Source organism: Oceanobacter sp. ABM4_470 (genome assembly GCF_056158645.1).
Window position 1 is genome coordinate 1,939,548 of record NZ_JBSWTR010000001.1, and the last position, 16,185, is coordinate 1,955,732.

Annotated in this window: 12 protein-coding genes and 1 tRNA gene; 1 reads left to right on the forward strand and 12 read right to left on the reverse strand. The window is 53.5% G+C overall.

Annotated elements, in window-relative coordinates:
* Position 1: 1 nt before the first annotated feature.
* From flgB to ACXADJ_RS08455, 3 genes are all read right to left on the reverse strand, one after another.
* The gene (flgB, locus tag ACXADJ_RS08445) at positions 2-427 is read right to left on the reverse strand and encodes a flagellar basal body rod protein FlgB (RefSeq protein WP_028292587.1); all 426 of its coding nucleotides are present in this window, start codon (positions 425-427) and stop codon (positions 2-4) included.
* 266 nt (positions 428-693) lie between these two features.
* Positions 694-5,613, reverse strand: a complete 4,920-nt coding sequence (locus ACXADJ_RS08450) for a DUF5017 domain-containing protein (protein WP_475064758.1) — start codon at positions 5,611-5,613, stop codon at positions 694-696.
* A gap of 62 nt (positions 5,614-5,675) precedes the next feature.
* Complete coding sequence (locus ACXADJ_RS08455) at positions 5,676-7,424, reverse strand: hypothetical protein (protein WP_475064760.1); 1,749 nt, start codon at positions 7,422-7,424, stop codon at positions 5,676-5,678.
* A 337-nt stretch (positions 7,425-7,761) separates the two neighbouring features.
* On the opposite strand from ACXADJ_RS08455, the gene ACXADJ_RS08460 reads away from it, so the two are divergent.
* Positions 7,762-8,166, forward strand: coding sequence for a hypothetical protein (locus tag ACXADJ_RS08460; RefSeq protein ID WP_475064762.1), 405 nt, complete (start codon positions 7,762-7,764; stop codon positions 8,164-8,166).
* A 225-nt stretch (positions 8,167-8,391) separates the two neighbouring features.
* Here the strand turns inward: ACXADJ_RS08460 and ACXADJ_RS08465 are convergent.
* The 9 genes from ACXADJ_RS08465 to thrS form a co-directional block, all read right to left on the reverse strand.
* A tRNA-Pro gene (locus ACXADJ_RS08465) sits at positions 8,392-8,468 on the reverse strand.
* Between the two features lie 69 nt (positions 8,469-8,537).
* Entirely contained in the window at positions 8,538-8,897 is a 360-nt protein-coding gene (locus ACXADJ_RS08470; RefSeq protein ID WP_475064764.1) for a MerR family transcriptional regulator, read from the reverse strand.
* Positions 8,878-9,180: an integration host factor subunit alpha gene (ihfA, locus tag ACXADJ_RS08475; protein WP_028292607.1), complete on the reverse strand. Its 303-nt coding sequence runs from the start codon at positions 9,178-9,180 to the stop codon at positions 8,878-8,880. The genes ACXADJ_RS08470 and ihfA overlap by 20 nt, the downstream gene beginning before the upstream one ends.
* Before the next feature lies 1 nt (position 9,181).
* On the reverse strand, positions 9,182-11,569 hold the full coding sequence (gene pheT / locus ACXADJ_RS08480) for a phenylalanine--tRNA ligase subunit beta (RefSeq protein ID WP_475064767.1): 2,388 nt from the start codon (positions 11,567-11,569) through the stop codon (positions 9,182-9,184).
* 27 nt (positions 11,570-11,596) lie between these two features.
* A complete protein-coding gene (gene pheS, locus ACXADJ_RS08485; RefSeq protein WP_475064769.1) occupies positions 11,597-12,601 on the reverse strand; it encodes a phenylalanine--tRNA ligase subunit alpha in 1,005 nt (334 codons plus the stop codon).
* A gap of 182 nt (positions 12,602-12,783) precedes the next feature.
* Complete coding sequence (gene rplT / locus ACXADJ_RS08490) at positions 12,784-13,137, reverse strand: 50S ribosomal protein L20 (protein ID WP_028292610.1); 354 nt, start codon at positions 13,135-13,137, stop codon at positions 12,784-12,786.
* A 16-nt stretch (positions 13,138-13,153) separates the two neighbouring features.
* Positions 13,154-13,348, reverse strand: coding sequence for a 50S ribosomal protein L35 (gene rpmI, locus ACXADJ_RS08495; protein WP_028292611.1), 195 nt, complete (start codon positions 13,346-13,348; stop codon positions 13,154-13,156).
* 180 nt (positions 13,349-13,528) lie between these two features.
* On the reverse strand, positions 13,529-14,077 hold the full coding sequence (gene infC, locus ACXADJ_RS08500; protein ID WP_475068163.1) for a translation initiation factor IF-3: 549 nt from the start codon (positions 14,075-14,077) through the stop codon (positions 13,529-13,531).
* On the reverse strand, positions 14,074-16,005 hold the full coding sequence (thrS, locus tag ACXADJ_RS08505) for a threonine--tRNA ligase (RefSeq protein WP_028292613.1): 1,932 nt from the start codon (positions 16,003-16,005) through the stop codon (positions 14,074-14,076). The genes infC and thrS overlap by 4 nt, the downstream gene beginning before the upstream one ends.
* Between the last annotated feature and the right edge of the window lie 180 nt (positions 16,006-16,185).

The following is a 16,185-nucleotide window of genomic DNA, read 5'->3' on the forward strand; positions in this document are numbered from 1 at the left end:
ATTATTCTCCCCGGATGGCGCCTTTGAGGCCCGTGATCTTGCTGTTCAGGAACTCAAAGGAAGCGTTGTAATCGATGCTGTTTTTGGCGTAGAGCGCCGATTCCAGCTGCGAATCGACCGTGTTGCCATCCAGCGCAGGCTGCATTGGATTGCGGTACAGCAGGCTTTCATCCATGGAACCGGTACCCGATCCGGCCAAATGGCCGCTGTTGGTGCGCTCCAGCGTCAAACTGGTTTGCTGGGCGGTGCCCACATTGCCGTTTTCAACCGCTGCATCCAATGCTGACTGAAAATCAAAGTCCCGCGCCTTGTATCCCGGGGTATCGGCATTAGCGAGGTTATTCGCCAGCACCTCTGCCCGCTTGGCACGAAGTTGCAGAGCATCGTCATGAACACCGAGTGCATTGTTGAAACTGATTGCCGCCATTGCCGTTACCACAGTCGAAACTTAACTTGCAGTGAATACAGCAACCGCCGTGCCAAATAAAAATCTTCTTATTTATCAGTAAGTTGGAGAATACCCATAGAGGAGTGGTAAGCCGGAACGGCAAATTGCCGCCACTTTTACCAGCGGCAGGAAGTGATTGGCCTACGGTGACAGAAGTGCTGAAAAGCAAACAAAAAAGCCGCTACCTGAGGGCAGCGGCTTTGGAGCACATGTCAGTAATGCCTGACAACGTGTTTGTTAAGCAATTATTCAGCAGCTTCTACCGGAATCGGGCCAAAGTAACCCAGCTCCGCTTCGTTACCGGCAGAAGGATCAACCGATTCCCCTGCCGGATGCTGTACCACGTTGGTGATGTAAGCAAAACCGTTGATCTGGTTGAACATGTACGGACCGGTGTTTTCTGCGCCACTTGGTGCGGACAGAATACGGGTCAGTGCTTTGCTTTGCAGGTTATAGGCCCAAACAAAGTTGTTGTCGTGGTAACCGGTATCTTCGGTGATGATCAGCGTGTCATAACCTACGTAGGCAACGTTGTCAGGACCCGCCAGGCCGTCAACGGAGCAGCTGGAGCCTTCTACAATACCGGCGACTTCGCCACGAGCGGCACCGATTACGTACTCGGAACCGATTTCCTCGTTGCTGCCCAGCGACATTTCATAAATACCGCCACACATGTTGGACTGCAGCTGCATGTGGTTTGGACCACCGGTTTCGTTCGAGCCGTTCAGCATGCTGCGAACCACGTTGGTGGTTGCCAGGTAGATCTTGTGGTTATGTGGGTTGTAGGTGAACCCCTCTTCCTTGGCCATTTCCACTGTCGCACCCATGTAAGCAGCATAGCGACGGGTTTCCAGACGGGAAGCAGCCTGTTCCATGCCACTGTTCAACTTCAGGCACTCCTGCTCGCCGAGGAAGTTGATGCTGGTGTAGCCCAACGCGCACTGCCCGTCCACTGGATCAATCGCATCAAACATATCGGCAAAGGCCAGTGGCGCATCACCGTTCACATAGGCTGAGACCTCCTCGTTGGTCGCGTGACCCAGATTGATCCACTCAATGTCAGCAGCACCCATACCGGCATTCTCGTCAGAACCGGCATCGGTCTGATTCCACTTCATGGCATAAAGAGTACCGGCAGACATATCTTCCGCTTCATCAGCAACAAACATGTACAGACCGCCGCCGGTGGATTGGTCGTCAGTCAGGTACATCGTCTTGCGGTCTGGCATCACGTAAGGCACTTCGATGGATACACGGGCCACCGCATAGTGCTTGGTGATCTCAGTCGTCACGTCAGCACCGTCAACGTTGACCGCGATTTCAACCGGGTAGCCGTACCAGTACGGGTTCACCTGCACCAGGCTCAGGTCGGCATGGTAATCGGCAATGGGGTCGTAGTAGCTGTCGATGGAACCCGTCGCGGCATTACGGGCACGGGCGTTTGGCTCGTACTCTTCTGCGGCCATGTGCGTGTTCCATGGAGTCACCATGGCGGCACAGTGGTTGTAGCCACCGTGAACATGGGAGAAGTCCAACGCCTCGGTAGAAATTGGCGTCAGCGCACCGGTGGTGGTGTCCTGAGTCAGTTCCATCAGGTGCATCCCACCCGGGATGTTTTCAAACTGGCTGACCGCAAAGATGCGATCGTCGATTGGCAGAATGGAGCTGAACTCGTTGTAGTTGGACACAAACAGGTCCGAACCGGCGCTGTCTTTCACTTGAGCGTAGACGTTGCCGTCGATCAGGTCACCGGACTTCACCAGTGTTTTATAGCCGGAATCGGCCAGTGCTACACCGTCCACCGTCAGGCCAGAAGAACCAACCACCTGGAAGCTCTCTGCAGATTCTGCCGCTGGTACGGCCACTTCTTCAAACGCCAACGTGCCTTCGGTACGCAGGTTCACGTTATTCAGTGTGGCGGCTGGCGCATTGTCTGCCAGCACAGTTCCGCCAGTGGTATCTTCAACATCAACCGCACCGTTACCCAGCCTGGTAATGGTCAAGTTGGTGATTTCCCAGGTCGCCGCATCACCGCCTGAGACACTGGTGTACTGGAAAGCAATATGAATAGTCTGGCCCGCGTAAGCAGACAGATTGATATCGCCGGACTCCACAAACGCCCAGCTACCTGTAGACCAGCTCACCTGATCGGAAAAATCGGTCCAGTTAGCGGTCGCTACGTCGCCTGCGTAATCGGTGGAAATCAGCAGCTTGATCTGACTCAGCGGGTCTGAGCCATAGTTGTAAGCAGACTCGAAGTTCAGAACATAGTCGGCACCCGCATCGAGTGACTCAGTCACAATCAGCCAGTCATCACAGGCAGCCGTACCATTAAAACAGCTTACCTTGGCACCGTAACCAGCATCGGACGTCCAGTCCTGACCATCATCGTTGACGCTTACCACATCGTGGCTATCCAGACCGGACTTGAAGTCGTCAGAGAAAACCACTTCGTCCTCGTTGGTAGCAACCTGCTTCACTAATTCGACGTTGGTGATTTCCCAGGTCGCCGCATCGCCGCCTGAGGTACTGCTGTACTGGAAAGCGATATAAACCGATTCTCCCGCATAGGCAGACAGGTCAATGTCGCCGGAATCGACAAACGCCCAGCTGCCGGAAGACCAGGTCACTTGATCCGACAGATCAGTCCAATTTGCTGCTGCAACGTCACCAGTGAAGTCGGTAGAGATAAGCAGCTTGATTTGGCTCAGCGGGTCTGAGCCGTAGTTGTAGGCAGACTCAAAGCTCAAGGAGTAGCTGGCACCGGCATCCAGCGTAGCTGGCACAATCAGCCAGTCGTCACAGTTTTCCGTGCCGTTGAAACAGCTCACAACCGCGCCGTAGCTGGAAGAGGATTCCCACCCTTCTGCAGCGTCGCCGTTGTCCACCAAAGTGACGTTGTCGAAGCCAGACTTGAAGTCATCGCTGAACACGATCTCTTCAGCCGCTGGCTGTTCCGCAGTGTCATCCGCCACAGTGCCGTCTGTGATGGTCAGGTCCATCCACACCATGCGGTGATCGGAGCTTTCCATGTCATCGGCATTGGCGGCGGTAATCAGGTAGCTGAGGTCGTCGGATTCCCGTGGCCAGAATACGCCACCCTGAGAAATTTCCAGACCGAAGGCCGATGGCAGTACATAGTCCGCGCGCATCGCCCAACCGGCGGTATGGGTAGACGCGTAAATGCTGTCAGAAGCATTTTCGAAGCCAGCCGCAGACGTTGGTACCTGAAAGGTGTTGCTGTCTTCGTGCAGGTTCGGGTTCACCAGATCGCTCAGTGTCAGCTGTTCAATCGCGCGCACGCCGTCCAGCGTGTAGGCATCCCCTTCTTTGGCTGATGCATTGAGGTCACCCACAATCACGAAACGACTATCGGCCGTCAGGCTAACGCCCGTGTTGCCCTGATCGTCGTAAAGGTAGGTGCTTTCCGGGTTGATGTAATCCGCAAACAGACGAATTTCGTCGTGATTACGCATACCGTTGCGGTCTTCATCACCATCGAAGTTTGGCGGTGTTGGGTGTGTCGCCAGTACGTGTACCACCGTGCCATCAACATCTACAGGAACGTCCATATGGGTTTTTGAAGACAGGCGGAATACCGACATTTCGTCTTCGCTGTACCAGTTGCCATCGCTGGTGGTCGGTACCAGGTAATCCGGCATATCTGCCCATTTGAATTCCTGGAAGGTACGGATATTGGCTTCGTCGATCGGATACTTCGAGAAGATCGCCATGCAGTACTGACCGTTGTAGTTACCAAAACCATAGCGGTCTTCCGGGTCATCGGAGTCGCCGTCCTTGTTGTAATCAACATCCACGGATTCTTCGATTGGCGCGCCAGTATTACAGTAATTGGTGTTGCCATTGTCGCCGTAGTAAACGTACGGATAGCTGATGGCAGCAATATCATCGGCTTGGGCAACTTGCAGGTAAGCACTGTTGAATGTGTTTACAGTAGCACCGTCGTCGTTGCCGTCAATTTCGTTCAGCAGCAGGATATCCGGGTTGGCCCGCTGAATAATTTCAGCCACTTTACGGGCCTGAACGTATTCGCCACCGGCAAAGGTTGCCTCCTGCTCACCTACAGCACTCTGCTTGTCGAAGCCAGCGTTGAAGGTAGCAACACGCAGATCGCCCGAGGCTTTTTCAGCAACGGTAAACGTGGTTTGTGGAATCACATCCAGATAGGTTGAAACAGACTCTGCATTACCTGCGGAATCGGTCACGGTCAGAACCACTTCATAGCTGCCAGATGCGCTGAATGTGTGGTCAGGCGTCTCTTCTGACGAGGTTGCACCATCGCCAAAATTCCAGCTGAAGGTATAAGGTTCACCAGCGCCGTTGGATGCGGCACCGTTAAAGGTAATTGCCCGATCCACATAGAAAGGGCCGTCACCCAGATTAACCTCCGCAGACAGCGGGAAGTCGCCGGTGCCATAACCGTCAATCACGACATCATCAATTTCCCACTTGGTCGCATCTGCCACCGGGTAGGCATAGTGGAACGCAATGACAATCGGCTGACCAACCATGTCGGTCAGGTCGACATCGCCAGAATCCACAAAGTTGAATGCGCCGTCAGACCAGGTCGCACGATCAGAAACATCGGTCCAGGTGGCCGCTGCAACATCACCGGCATAATCGCTGGAAACCTTCAGCGCAATCTGGTCGGTGCCTGTGCCGTAGTTCCAGGCTGAGTTGAAGGTAACCAACAGGCTTTCGAAATTGGTAACGTCCAGCGCTGGAGAAATCATCCAGGTATCACAAGCGCCCGAGCTGCCATAACAGTTGGCAACGGCAAACTGATCACCGGCGTAGGATTCCACATGCCAATCGTTGCTGCCGTCGTTTTCATTGACGACGGTCCACTTGCTCATGGAGCCAGACTCAAAGTCATCCTCGAACAGCTTGATGTAACGTGCCGCTTCAGGGCTGTTGTCTGTGTCTGAGCCTGTATCTGAGCCGTTGTCAGTATTTGAGTCGGTGTTGCCACTGTTATTGTTATTGTTATTGTTATCCGCACTACCAGAGCTGCTTTCTTTATCATCATCAAAGACACCACAGCCTGCCATCGTCAAGGATGCAACGACCATCACAGCAGACAACAGCTGCTTGGTCATTGGCACCAGAGACTCCGGCAACCCATGTACGGTTGCTTTGGACATGTGAACTCCCTCTTTCCTTTTGGTTTTTGGAATCGTTGCTCAAGGTGCACAGCCAGCGGCATTCACCGCCGCCGCAGCACCATCACACAAAACATCATCAGTACGGCCATCCATGGGGACAGGGCACCACCAGAGCGGCCTGAGTCGTCATCCAGAGTGGCGACAACCAGATTGGTTACTGACGCTTTGTTCGATTCCTGCTTGCTGGCCGTCAACGTGCTCGACACTGATGACTTCGCCGCCCAATCGAGGCGAAGGTCGTAGTGGAACTGATGACTGGCTGGCAAAACCGGGACGTTATCCTGATCAACTTCGCTATAAACGTTGAACGGATTGCCGAGCACGGCATCTCGCCCGAGGAAAAAGGATTGTTCGGCAACGATGCGCTGATATGCCTTGTTAAGCTGCAAAGCCCGTTGCGATGAAGGAGTAATAAGCGTGTAAACATCAGCGGCTTGTACCGCATCATGTTTAACCCGACCGTCAGCATGGAACCAACGATCGATCATTTCCTGATTCTGGCGGAATTCATCACCACCGCCGACCCGCTCAAGGTAGGTAAGGTACTCGCCCAGGGTTTCACCCTGACTCGGCGCATCCTGCATCCCCTTGAGGTTGATATAGCCCCAGCCAGCAGCCCCGGTGACTTTACGAGGAAACGCAAAGCTGCTGTCGATGGTGGTGCCAATGGTGGTATGGCACCCCATGCAAAAGAAATTCTCTTCACGATTCTGCAATCGCAAAGCACCGTATTCATCCTCTATCCAGCCTTGCACAACCCAGCCTTGCTTGTTGTTCATTCCGGCTTGGGTAGCAGGCTGATTCCAGGAGTAGGCAGGCAACTTGCCCTCGGCCTTTTCCCGATGCTCCATGTTAAACGCATAGCGGGTCGCCACTTCCGAGAGCATCTTGTACTTACGGCTGTAGCGTACCTCTTTCATCCGGCGGGACGGCTGGATAGAGCCATCGGCAGCGAGATCGAGGTATCGAACCGTATGTAAGAATTCCGTCCCCAACGGGTACTGCTGGCGCTTTAACACAACGTCGGAAGCAGCCCCCAGATAATGCGATTGACGCAACAGACTGGACACCAGCGTCAGCTCGCCATCACCATTCAGGTCCAATGCCAGCTGTCGCTCATCAACCGCAGGAATCGATATCTGATCCAGGTCTTTGATCGCCATCTCAACCAACGACAGGTTGAGGAAATAAATCGCCTCGCTGTGCCCTCCATTCGCACCAGTGCGAAACGCTTCAGGCAAGCGGATGATCACATCATCAAAATTACCGTTGGTTGGCCAGAACGTGCTTGGAACCGGCTTGTAGTTAAAGGCAACCCAACCCGAACCGTCGCGGGCCAGGCCACGATCGTCAAAGGCATCGACAGGGTTCTGTAAATTCTTCAAATCAGGCAGGTACGCGCCACTGCCCTGCTGCGCCAACAAGTCGCTGTAATTATCCTGACGAACATACTCCAGAATCTCATCGTCAGAGATGGCAGCAATTTCAACAGCACGTGGCTTGAACAGGTTGCTCCACTGATTCGTTACCCCGATATCAGAAAAGCTGTAATCCCCCTGAATATCGCCGTCCGCCATGGCATTCACCCGGGTGCCTTTGGGGTGAGTCTGATGGCACACATAGCAAGGGTTAAACTTCCCTTCGGTTTTGGTGTAGCACTGCGGAGGAATCACCGCTTCCACGTTATGAATCTCAGAGGCGACCGCCTGCACCGGCCCAACAATGGCCATACCGGTCATGATCTGTTTGATCAAAAAACGCTGTCGATCCTTACGCGTGAATATTGCCATAACATCAAAAAACCGTTCGATCCGTAGGGAGTTAGCTCAAAAAACGCTTTCCTGCGGATGTCGGATTGTTGGCGCTGAAATAAAAGCGACATACCCGCAGCAAGAAAGGCCCGTTACCTTGACGCTCGGATATGAAAAGCCCGTGTTATTTACATTTCTGTAAAGTTACGAATAGATGAATGAGGAAACAGTAGGGAACCCGGTACTGGGATTAATGCCCCAGAGGAATGATTCGATTGGCGTAAGATTCAATTAATTTCTCTGAAGCGGATCAACGAGCGTCCAAGGCCATCGCCACGTGGTATGTTTGAGGCTGCTCAAACAAAGGATGTATTGAATGGAACGGACGCTGACCCCCTTCAAACTTTTTCTGGCCGTATTTTTTGCCTTGGTACTGTCTTCAATCGTTGTGACTGGGATCTATACGGCCATCGGCATATACACCGCCAATGTCGCGGCTGAAGCGATTCAAAAAGAGCGTGCTGAGGCCAAGAAGAAAGCAGAACTAAAAGCGCACCAGGCTGCCTGGCTGGCAAACATTCAGAACCAGCAACGTCAGCAAGAACTGAACAAGCAAAGAGCGATTCAACAAAAGCAGGCCGAAGCCGCCCGAGCCAAGCAACAACGCGAGCAGAGTGCCAGACAACAAATTGCCCAGACCTGCAAATTTTGGCGTTCAACCTATTTTGAAAAACAGAGCGAATACAATCGTCTGATGATGAATCAGGCGTGTTCCCGCTGACAAAACGCCTGCTTATCTGCGACAGGGTACGCACGGCGCTCCTGCCAGCCATCGGGAATAAATTCCCTCCTACAACGGCTTTGAGCAGTCCGTTACCCCAGAATGTGGCAATGAGAAAGCCTGAGCTAACTACAAGCAGCAGAGCTGAAGATTCGGCAAGGGTTTTGGCAAAGCTCGAGGGGAAAAATCAGCAAGAAGGCAAACTGCCAATTTATATAGAAAATTTGGTCGGGACGGCGGGATTCGAACTCGCGACCCCCTGCACCCCATGCAGGTGCGCTACCAGGCTGCGCTACGCCCCGACACAACTTGTACCTTTGCGGTTCAAGCGTGGTGCATTATACCCAAGTGTTTGATAGATGGAAGGTTTTTCAATTTCCGTCGAGTATCCGGGCGATCTCACGCAGTTCGGACAACATGCTTTTGATCAGGGCTTGGTCCATTGCTGCGGCATTTGGGCCTTCGCCGTCTTCCAGCCGCTGTCGGGCACCTTGGATGGTGTAGCCTTCGCCATACAGGAGTTCGCGGATTTCTCGCACCAGGATGACATCCTGACGCTGGTAGTAGCGGCGGTTACCGCGTCGTTTGACGGGACTGAGTTGGGGAAATTCCTGCTCCCAATATCGCAGGACATGGGGTTTGACGTCGCATAGGTCGCTGACTTCACCAATGGTGAAGTAGCGCTTGCCGGGTATGGGGGGAAGCTCGTGGTTATTGCTCGGTTCCAGCATAGGCTTCCACCCGAACCTTGAGCTTTTGGCCCGGTTTGAAAGTGACAACCCGGCGAGCAGAGATCGGTATCTCTTCGCCGGTTTTTGGATTACGTCCCGGGCGCTGACGTTTGTCTCGCAAGTCGAAGTTGCCAAAGCCTGACAACTTCACTTGTTCATTACGGCGAAGGCTGTCGCGGATCTCATCAAAGAAGAGATCCACCATTTCCTTAGCTTCGCGCTTGTTAAGACCAAGTTCCTCGAACAGTTTTTCGGCCAGTTCGGCTTTGGTCAAGGCAGTCATGCTAACCCCTTAGCGTAGCTCCAAGTTGCTGTTCAAGCTGTGAAACGACCGCTTCTACAGAATCGTTCACTTCCTGATCAGTAAGAGTGCGCGAAGGATGCTGCCAGGTCAAGCCCAGGGCGAGACTTTTCTTATCAGAATCAATGCCTTTGCCGGTATAGACGTCAAACAGGTTCAGCTTTGTGAGGTATTCCCCAGCGTGTGAACGAATTTGCTCCAGCACCAGGTCAACCTGAACACCCAGATCCACAACCAGCGCCAGATCGCGGCGCATTTCCGGGAACTTGGACAGTTCATTGAAGGCAGGTACGGCAGTTTGCAGCAGCAATTCCTGATCCAGCTGGACAACATACAGGGTCTGTTTGATGCCAACGGCCTTTTGTGTTGCCGGGTGCAACGCACCAATCCAACCCAGTTCAACCCACTCGCCGGCAACCAGTTTGTCGATGCGAGCGGTTTGACCCGGATGCAGCGCGGAGTGCTTGTCGGCGACAAAACGGAAGTTTGTCAGCGAACCGGTACGAGCCAGCAGGGCTTCTACGTCACCTTTAACGTCGAAGAAATCCACCGGAGTATCGGTTTCTGTCCAACCTTGCGGCAAACGATTGCCGACCGCCAGCATGGCCAGAGTTGGCTTCTGTTGCAGACCTTCTTCGGTTGGCACAAAGCGAAGACCGGTTTCAAACAGGCGTACACGAGGCTGTTGACGCTTGAGGTTGTAACCCGCCGCTGGCACCAGACCGGCCCACAGGTTTGTGCGCATTACCGACATTTCAGAAGAGATCGGGTTCAACAGCTCCAAGCCTGGCAGGTCCGGGTCCATGGCTTTCTGCATGGCTGGATCAACAAAGCTGTAGGTGATGGCTTCGTGGTAACCACGAGCAACCAGCGTGCGACGTACATCACCAACCGATACCTTGTCTTCCGGCGCTTTGGCCAGAGGAATAGCGGCAGTTGGAGTACGTACTGGCAGACGGTTGTAACCGTAGATACGTGCCAGTTCTTCGATCAGGTCAGACTCAATGGCCATGTCAAAACGGTACGTTGGCGCTACGGCTTTCCAGCCACCCTCTACCGCTTCTACTTTCATGCCCAAACGAGTCAGGATATCTTCAACTTCGCTGTCTTCGAAGCTCAGACCCAGTACCAGTTCGATACGGGATTTGCGCAGGGTGATTTCAGCAGGCGTTGGCAAATGCTCTTCAGACGCTACCTCTACCACAGGGCCTGGCTGGCCACCGCAGATGTCCAGAATCAGCTGTGTTGCACGTTCCATGGCGGTGCGGGCCAGTTCGTAGTCCACACCACGCTCGAAGCGGTGGGAGGAATCGGTGTGCAGACCGTGGGCACGGGCTTTACCAGCAATCACGATTGGATTGAAGAAGGCCGCTTCCAGCAACAGGTCGGTGGTCTCTTCGGACACGCCAGAACCTTCGCCACCCATAACACCAGCCAGTGCCAGCGGTTTGGCGTGGTCAGCGATAACCAGAGTATCGCTAGATGGTTCGATTTCCTGACCGTCCAGCAGCGTCAGCTTCTCGCCCGCTTGGGCCATACGCACGCGAATGCCTGTGTCGATCTGATTCAGATCGAAAGCGTGCATTGGTTGACCCAATTCCAGCAGTACGAAGTTGGTGATGTCTACCACCGGGTCGATGGAACGAACACCGCCACGGCGCAATTTTTCGACCATCCACAGTGGGGTTTCAGCTTTTACGTTGACGCCGCGAACGATACGACCGCAGTAGCGCGGGCAGGCATCTGGCGCAGAAACGTCGATGCTGGGTACGTCGTCAATAACGGCTGCCACAGCTTCAATGGCAGGGCCTTGTACGTCGGCCTTGAACAACAGACCGGTTTCACGGGCCAGACCGGCAACGCTCAGACAGTCGGCGCGGTTTGGCGTCAGGTCAACGTCGATAATGCTGTCGTCCAGACCCATGTAAGCACGGAAATCTTCGCCCACTGGCGCAGATTCCGGCAGTTCCATCAGGCCGTCGTTGGCGTCAGAAATACCCAGCTCTTTCTCGGCACACAGCATGCCGAAGGATTCAACACCACGCAGCTTGGCTTTCTTGATTTTGAAGTCGCCTGGCAGTACCGCGCCGATTTTGGCGAACGGGATTTTCAGACCTTCACGGACGTTAGGCGCGCCACAGACGATCTGGAAGGTTTCGGTACCGTCGGTGACCTGACACAGGCTCAGCTTGTCGGCATCCGGGTGTTGTTCACGGGTCACAACCTGACCCACTACCACACCAGAGAATTCACCGGCAACGGCTTCTACGTCGTCTACTTCCAGACCCGCCAGAGTGATCTGATCGACCAGTTCCTGAGTACTTGCTTCGGGCTGCACCCATTCGCGCAACCACTGTTCACTGAATTTCATTGTCTTACCTTCTGATGGTTGCCTGAATTAACGGAATTGCTGCAAGAAGCGCAGATCGTTTTCAAAGAACAAGCGGAGGTCGTTTACGCCATAACGCAGCATGGCCAGACGCTCGACGCCCATTCCGAAGGCAAAGCCGGTGTATTCTTCAGGGTCGATGTTCACGTGTTTGAACACGTTCGGGTGCACCATGCCGCAGCCGCCCACTTCCAGCCAACGACGCTTGGTACCTTCCGGAGTTTCGATAACCCATTCGATGTCGATCTCAGCACTTGGCTCAGTGAACGGGAAATAGGAAGGACGAAGACGCAGAACCACGTCGCGCTCGAAGAACACGCTCATCAGTTCCTGCAAGGTGCCTTTCAGGTCTGCAAAGCTGATGCCTTTATCAACCACCAGACCTTCTACCTGATGGAACATCGGCGAATGGGTCTGATCGTAATCGCAGCGGTATACACGGCCCGGACAAATCAGACGGATCGGTGGCTGCTGGGCTTCCATGGTACGAACCTGCACCGGTGAGGTGTGGGTACGCAGCAAGGTGTTGGCATTGAAGTAGAAGGTGTCGTGCATGGCACGCGCCGGGTGATGCGATGGAATGTTCAACGCTTCGAAGTTGTGGAAGTCATCTTCAATTTCCGGGCCTTCAGCGACGTCGTAACCAGCGTTACGGAAGAAGGTTTCAATGCGCTCAAGAGTACGGGTTACCGGATGCAGACTGCCTTCCTGAACCGCACGGCCAGGCAGGGTTACATCAACGGTTTCCGCCGCCAGACGAGCTTCCAGGGCAGCGGCTTCCAACGCTTGCTTACGCTCGTTGATGGCATCCTGAACCTGATTTTTGGCTTCGTTGATCACCGCGCCCACTTTTGGACGATCTTCCGGTGCCACGTTACCGAGATTCTTCATCAGGGCAGAGATCTCGCCCTTCTTACCCAGAAACTGAACTCGAACCTGATCCAGTACAGCCACATCTTGCGCTTCGGATACGGCGGCGAGGGCTTGCTGAGTCAGGGCCTCAAGGTTTTCCATCGCTGATTCCATCGTTTACTTGAATTTGGACAAAAAAATAGGGGAATCGCCGCAGCTCATCCCCTATTTCGTTTGCCTGTTGCCACCGTTACAGCATGGTAGCCAACAGACTGAATTCGGCGTTGCTTCAATTGGCTGCCATTCTGCAAGAGAGCAGCAGCCAATATGGCAGGCCTGAGAAATTACAGGCTAGCTTTGGCTTTTTCAACCAAAGCGGTAAATGCCGCTTTCTCGTTTACTGCCAGGTCAGCAAGAACCTTACGGTCGATTTCAACAGCGGCTTTTTTCAGGCCGTTGATGAATTTGCTGTAGGACAGGCCGTTCAGACGAGCACCGGCGTTGATACGCGCGATCCACAGTTGACGGAACTGACGCTTGCGCTGACGACGGTCACGGTAAGCGTACTGACCGGCTTTGATTACTGCCTGTTTGGCAACACGGAATACACGGGAACGTGCACCGTAGTAACCTTTAGCCTGCTTCAGAATTTTCTTGTGACGACGACGAGCGATTACACCACGTTTTACGCGAGCCATATTCTATCTCCTGGACTTAAAGGTTAGGCAACATGCGGATTACAAGCTTCTTGTCAGCGGCGTTCAACTGAGTCATGCCGCGCAAGTGACGCTTACGCTTGGTGCTTTTCTTGGTCAGGATGTGGCTGCGGAAAGCTTTACGGTGTTTGAAGCCGTTTGCAGTTTTTTTGAAGCGTTTTGCTGCACCGCTTTTGGTTTTGATCTTAGGCATTTTGATACTCCAAGGTAGTGACGCGCACAGAAACCAATACCTGTACTACGCCTTGCCGTTACACCCGCTCTGGCCCCAGGTCTTGCGATCCGGGGTTGGTCGGGATCTGTTCAGTAACCGGTAGAAAAACAGAAACCCCGGCCGATGCCGAGGTTTCAGTCATCCGTTTGAAAAACCGGATTACTTCTTCTTCACAGGAGCGATCACCATAACCATCTGGCGACCTTCCATTTTAGGGCGTTGCTCGACAGTGCCGATTTCAGCCAGATCGGCTTCAACCCGCTTCATCAAGTCCATACCCAAATCCTGGTGGGCCATTTCACGACCACGGAAACGCAGCGAAACTTTCGCTTTGTTGCCTTCTTCAAGGAAGCGTTTGAGGTTACGCAGTTTGATCTGGTAATCCCCAATGTCCGTGCCAGGACGGAACTTCATTTCCTTGATTTGAACCTGATGCTGACGCTTTTTGGCTTCGGCTTTCTGCTTTTTCTCTTCGTAAAGCTTCTTGCCAAAGTCCATTACCTTACAAACAATCGGGTCACCGTCCGAGATTTGCACCAGATCCAGCTCAGCTTCCTGAGCGGCTTCGAGTGCTTCACGGATACTAACAACTCCTACCTGATTGCCATCGGCGCCAATCAATCGAACTTCTGTTGCACGAATTTGATCGTTGATGGCGGCACGGTTGTCGTTGCGGCCGCCTCTTCTGTTGTCGCGTCTGATACTCAGCTCTCCATTCCAAACCGACCGCGCTGGGAAATAGCACCATCAAGGAGGCTTTGGAATTCATCGATCGTCATTACGCCGAGATCTTCTCCCTTACGAGTGCGCACAGCAACGGTGTTGGCTTCTACTTCTTTATCCCCTACCACTAGCAGGTAAGGTACCTTGTGCAAAGTGTGCTCACGGATTTTAAAGCCGATCTTTTCGTTTCTCAAGTCCGCGGCTGCACGATAACCCTTTTCTTTCAGATTTTTTGCAAGATTTTCGCAATATTCTGCCTGGTTATCGGTAATGTTCAGCACAGCCACCTGCTGCGGTGCCAGCCAAGGAGGCATGGCGCCCGCGTAATGCTCAATCAGGATACCGATGAAACGCTCGAAGGACCCCAGAATCGCACGGTGCAGCATCACCGGAGTCTTACGCTCGCCGTCTTCGTCAACAAACTGGGCACCCAGACGCTCTGGCAGCATAAAGTCGAGCTGAATGGTACCGCACTGCCATACACGGCCGATGCAGTCGCGCAGGGAGAATTCGATCTTCGGACCGTAGAAAGCACCTTCACCCGGTTGCAGTTCCCAGTCCAGACCTGCGTCGTTCAAAGCATCTTCCAGTGCAGATTCCGCACGATCCCACAGGTCTTCGGAACCGATACGGCCTTCTGGACGAGTGGACAGCTTCATTTCAACGGCGTCAAAACCGAAGTCCTTGTAAACGTCGAGCGTCAACTTGATGAAGTCGGAGGCTTCCTGACGAATCTGGTTTTCGGCACAGAAAATGTGCGCATCGTCCTGGGTGAAGCCACGTACACGCATAATGCCATGCAACGCACCAGACGGCTCGTTACGGTGACAGGAGCCAAACTCAGCCAGACGCAGTGGCAGGTCACGGTAGCTCTTCAGACCCTGGTTGAACACCTGAATGTGACAAGGGCAGTTCATCGGCTTGACGGCGTAGCTGCGCTTCTCGGACTCAGTGGTGAACATGGCGTCCTGGTAGTGTTCCCAGTGACCGGATTTTTCCCACAGGGTACGGTCAACCACCATCGGAGTTTTGATCTCCTGATAGCCAGCATCAATCTGAACCTTACGCATGTACTGTTCCAGTACCTGCCATACCGTCCAGCCGTTTGGATGCCAGAACACCATACCCGGCGCTTCTTCCTGCAAGTGGAACAGGTTCAGCTGCTTGGCCAGTTTACGGTGGTCGCGTTTTTCGGCTTCTTCCAGACGAGTGAGATATTCTTTCATCTCTTTCTTGTCGTTCCAGGCAGTGCCGTAAATACGCTGCAACATCTTGTTGTCGCTATCACCGCGCCAGTAAGCACCGGATACGCGTTGCAGCTTGAAGATGCGCATAACACGGGTATTTGGTACGTGAGGACCCACACACATGTCGATGTATTCTTCGTGGTGGTACAGACCCACTGCGGTTTCGCCTTTTTCAATCAGGCCGTCCACCAGCTCAACCTTGTAGTCTTCACCACGGTCCACAAACACCTGACGTGCCTGTTCAATCGGCGTCATTTCCTTGATCACCGGGTAGTCTTTCTTGATCAGCTCTTTAACGCGCTTTTCAATCGCCGCAACGTCTTCCGGAGTGAAAGGACGTTCGTAGTCGATGTCGTAGTAGAAGCCGTTTTCAATCACAGGACCGATGGCCATTTTGGCTTCCGGATACAGCTGCTTGACGGCGTGACCCACCAGGTGAGCGAACGAGTGACGAATAACTTCCACACCTTCCTGATCGCGACCCGTGATCAGGGTGATGTCGGCGTCTTCGGTAATCAATTCACAAGCATCAACCAACTCGCCATTGATTCGACCGCAAACGGTTGCCTTGGCCAAACCGGGGCCAATATCTTCAGCAACTTGCATCAGGGTAACTGGCTGCTCGAAAGAACGTTGAGAGCCATCAGGAAGGGTAATAACAGGCATAAGGATAATCCTTGTCAGTGGTGGCCCCTACGACAGGCCACGTGCATGTATAAAACGAAGCCGAGCACTTTACCCACCCGTGTTTGCGCTGTAAACCGCTGAGTGCCCTGCCAAAGAGCGGCTTCATAAACACGTAACATTCCTGCGCTCAAAAACGTGCAAAAAATCATCAACAAGGCC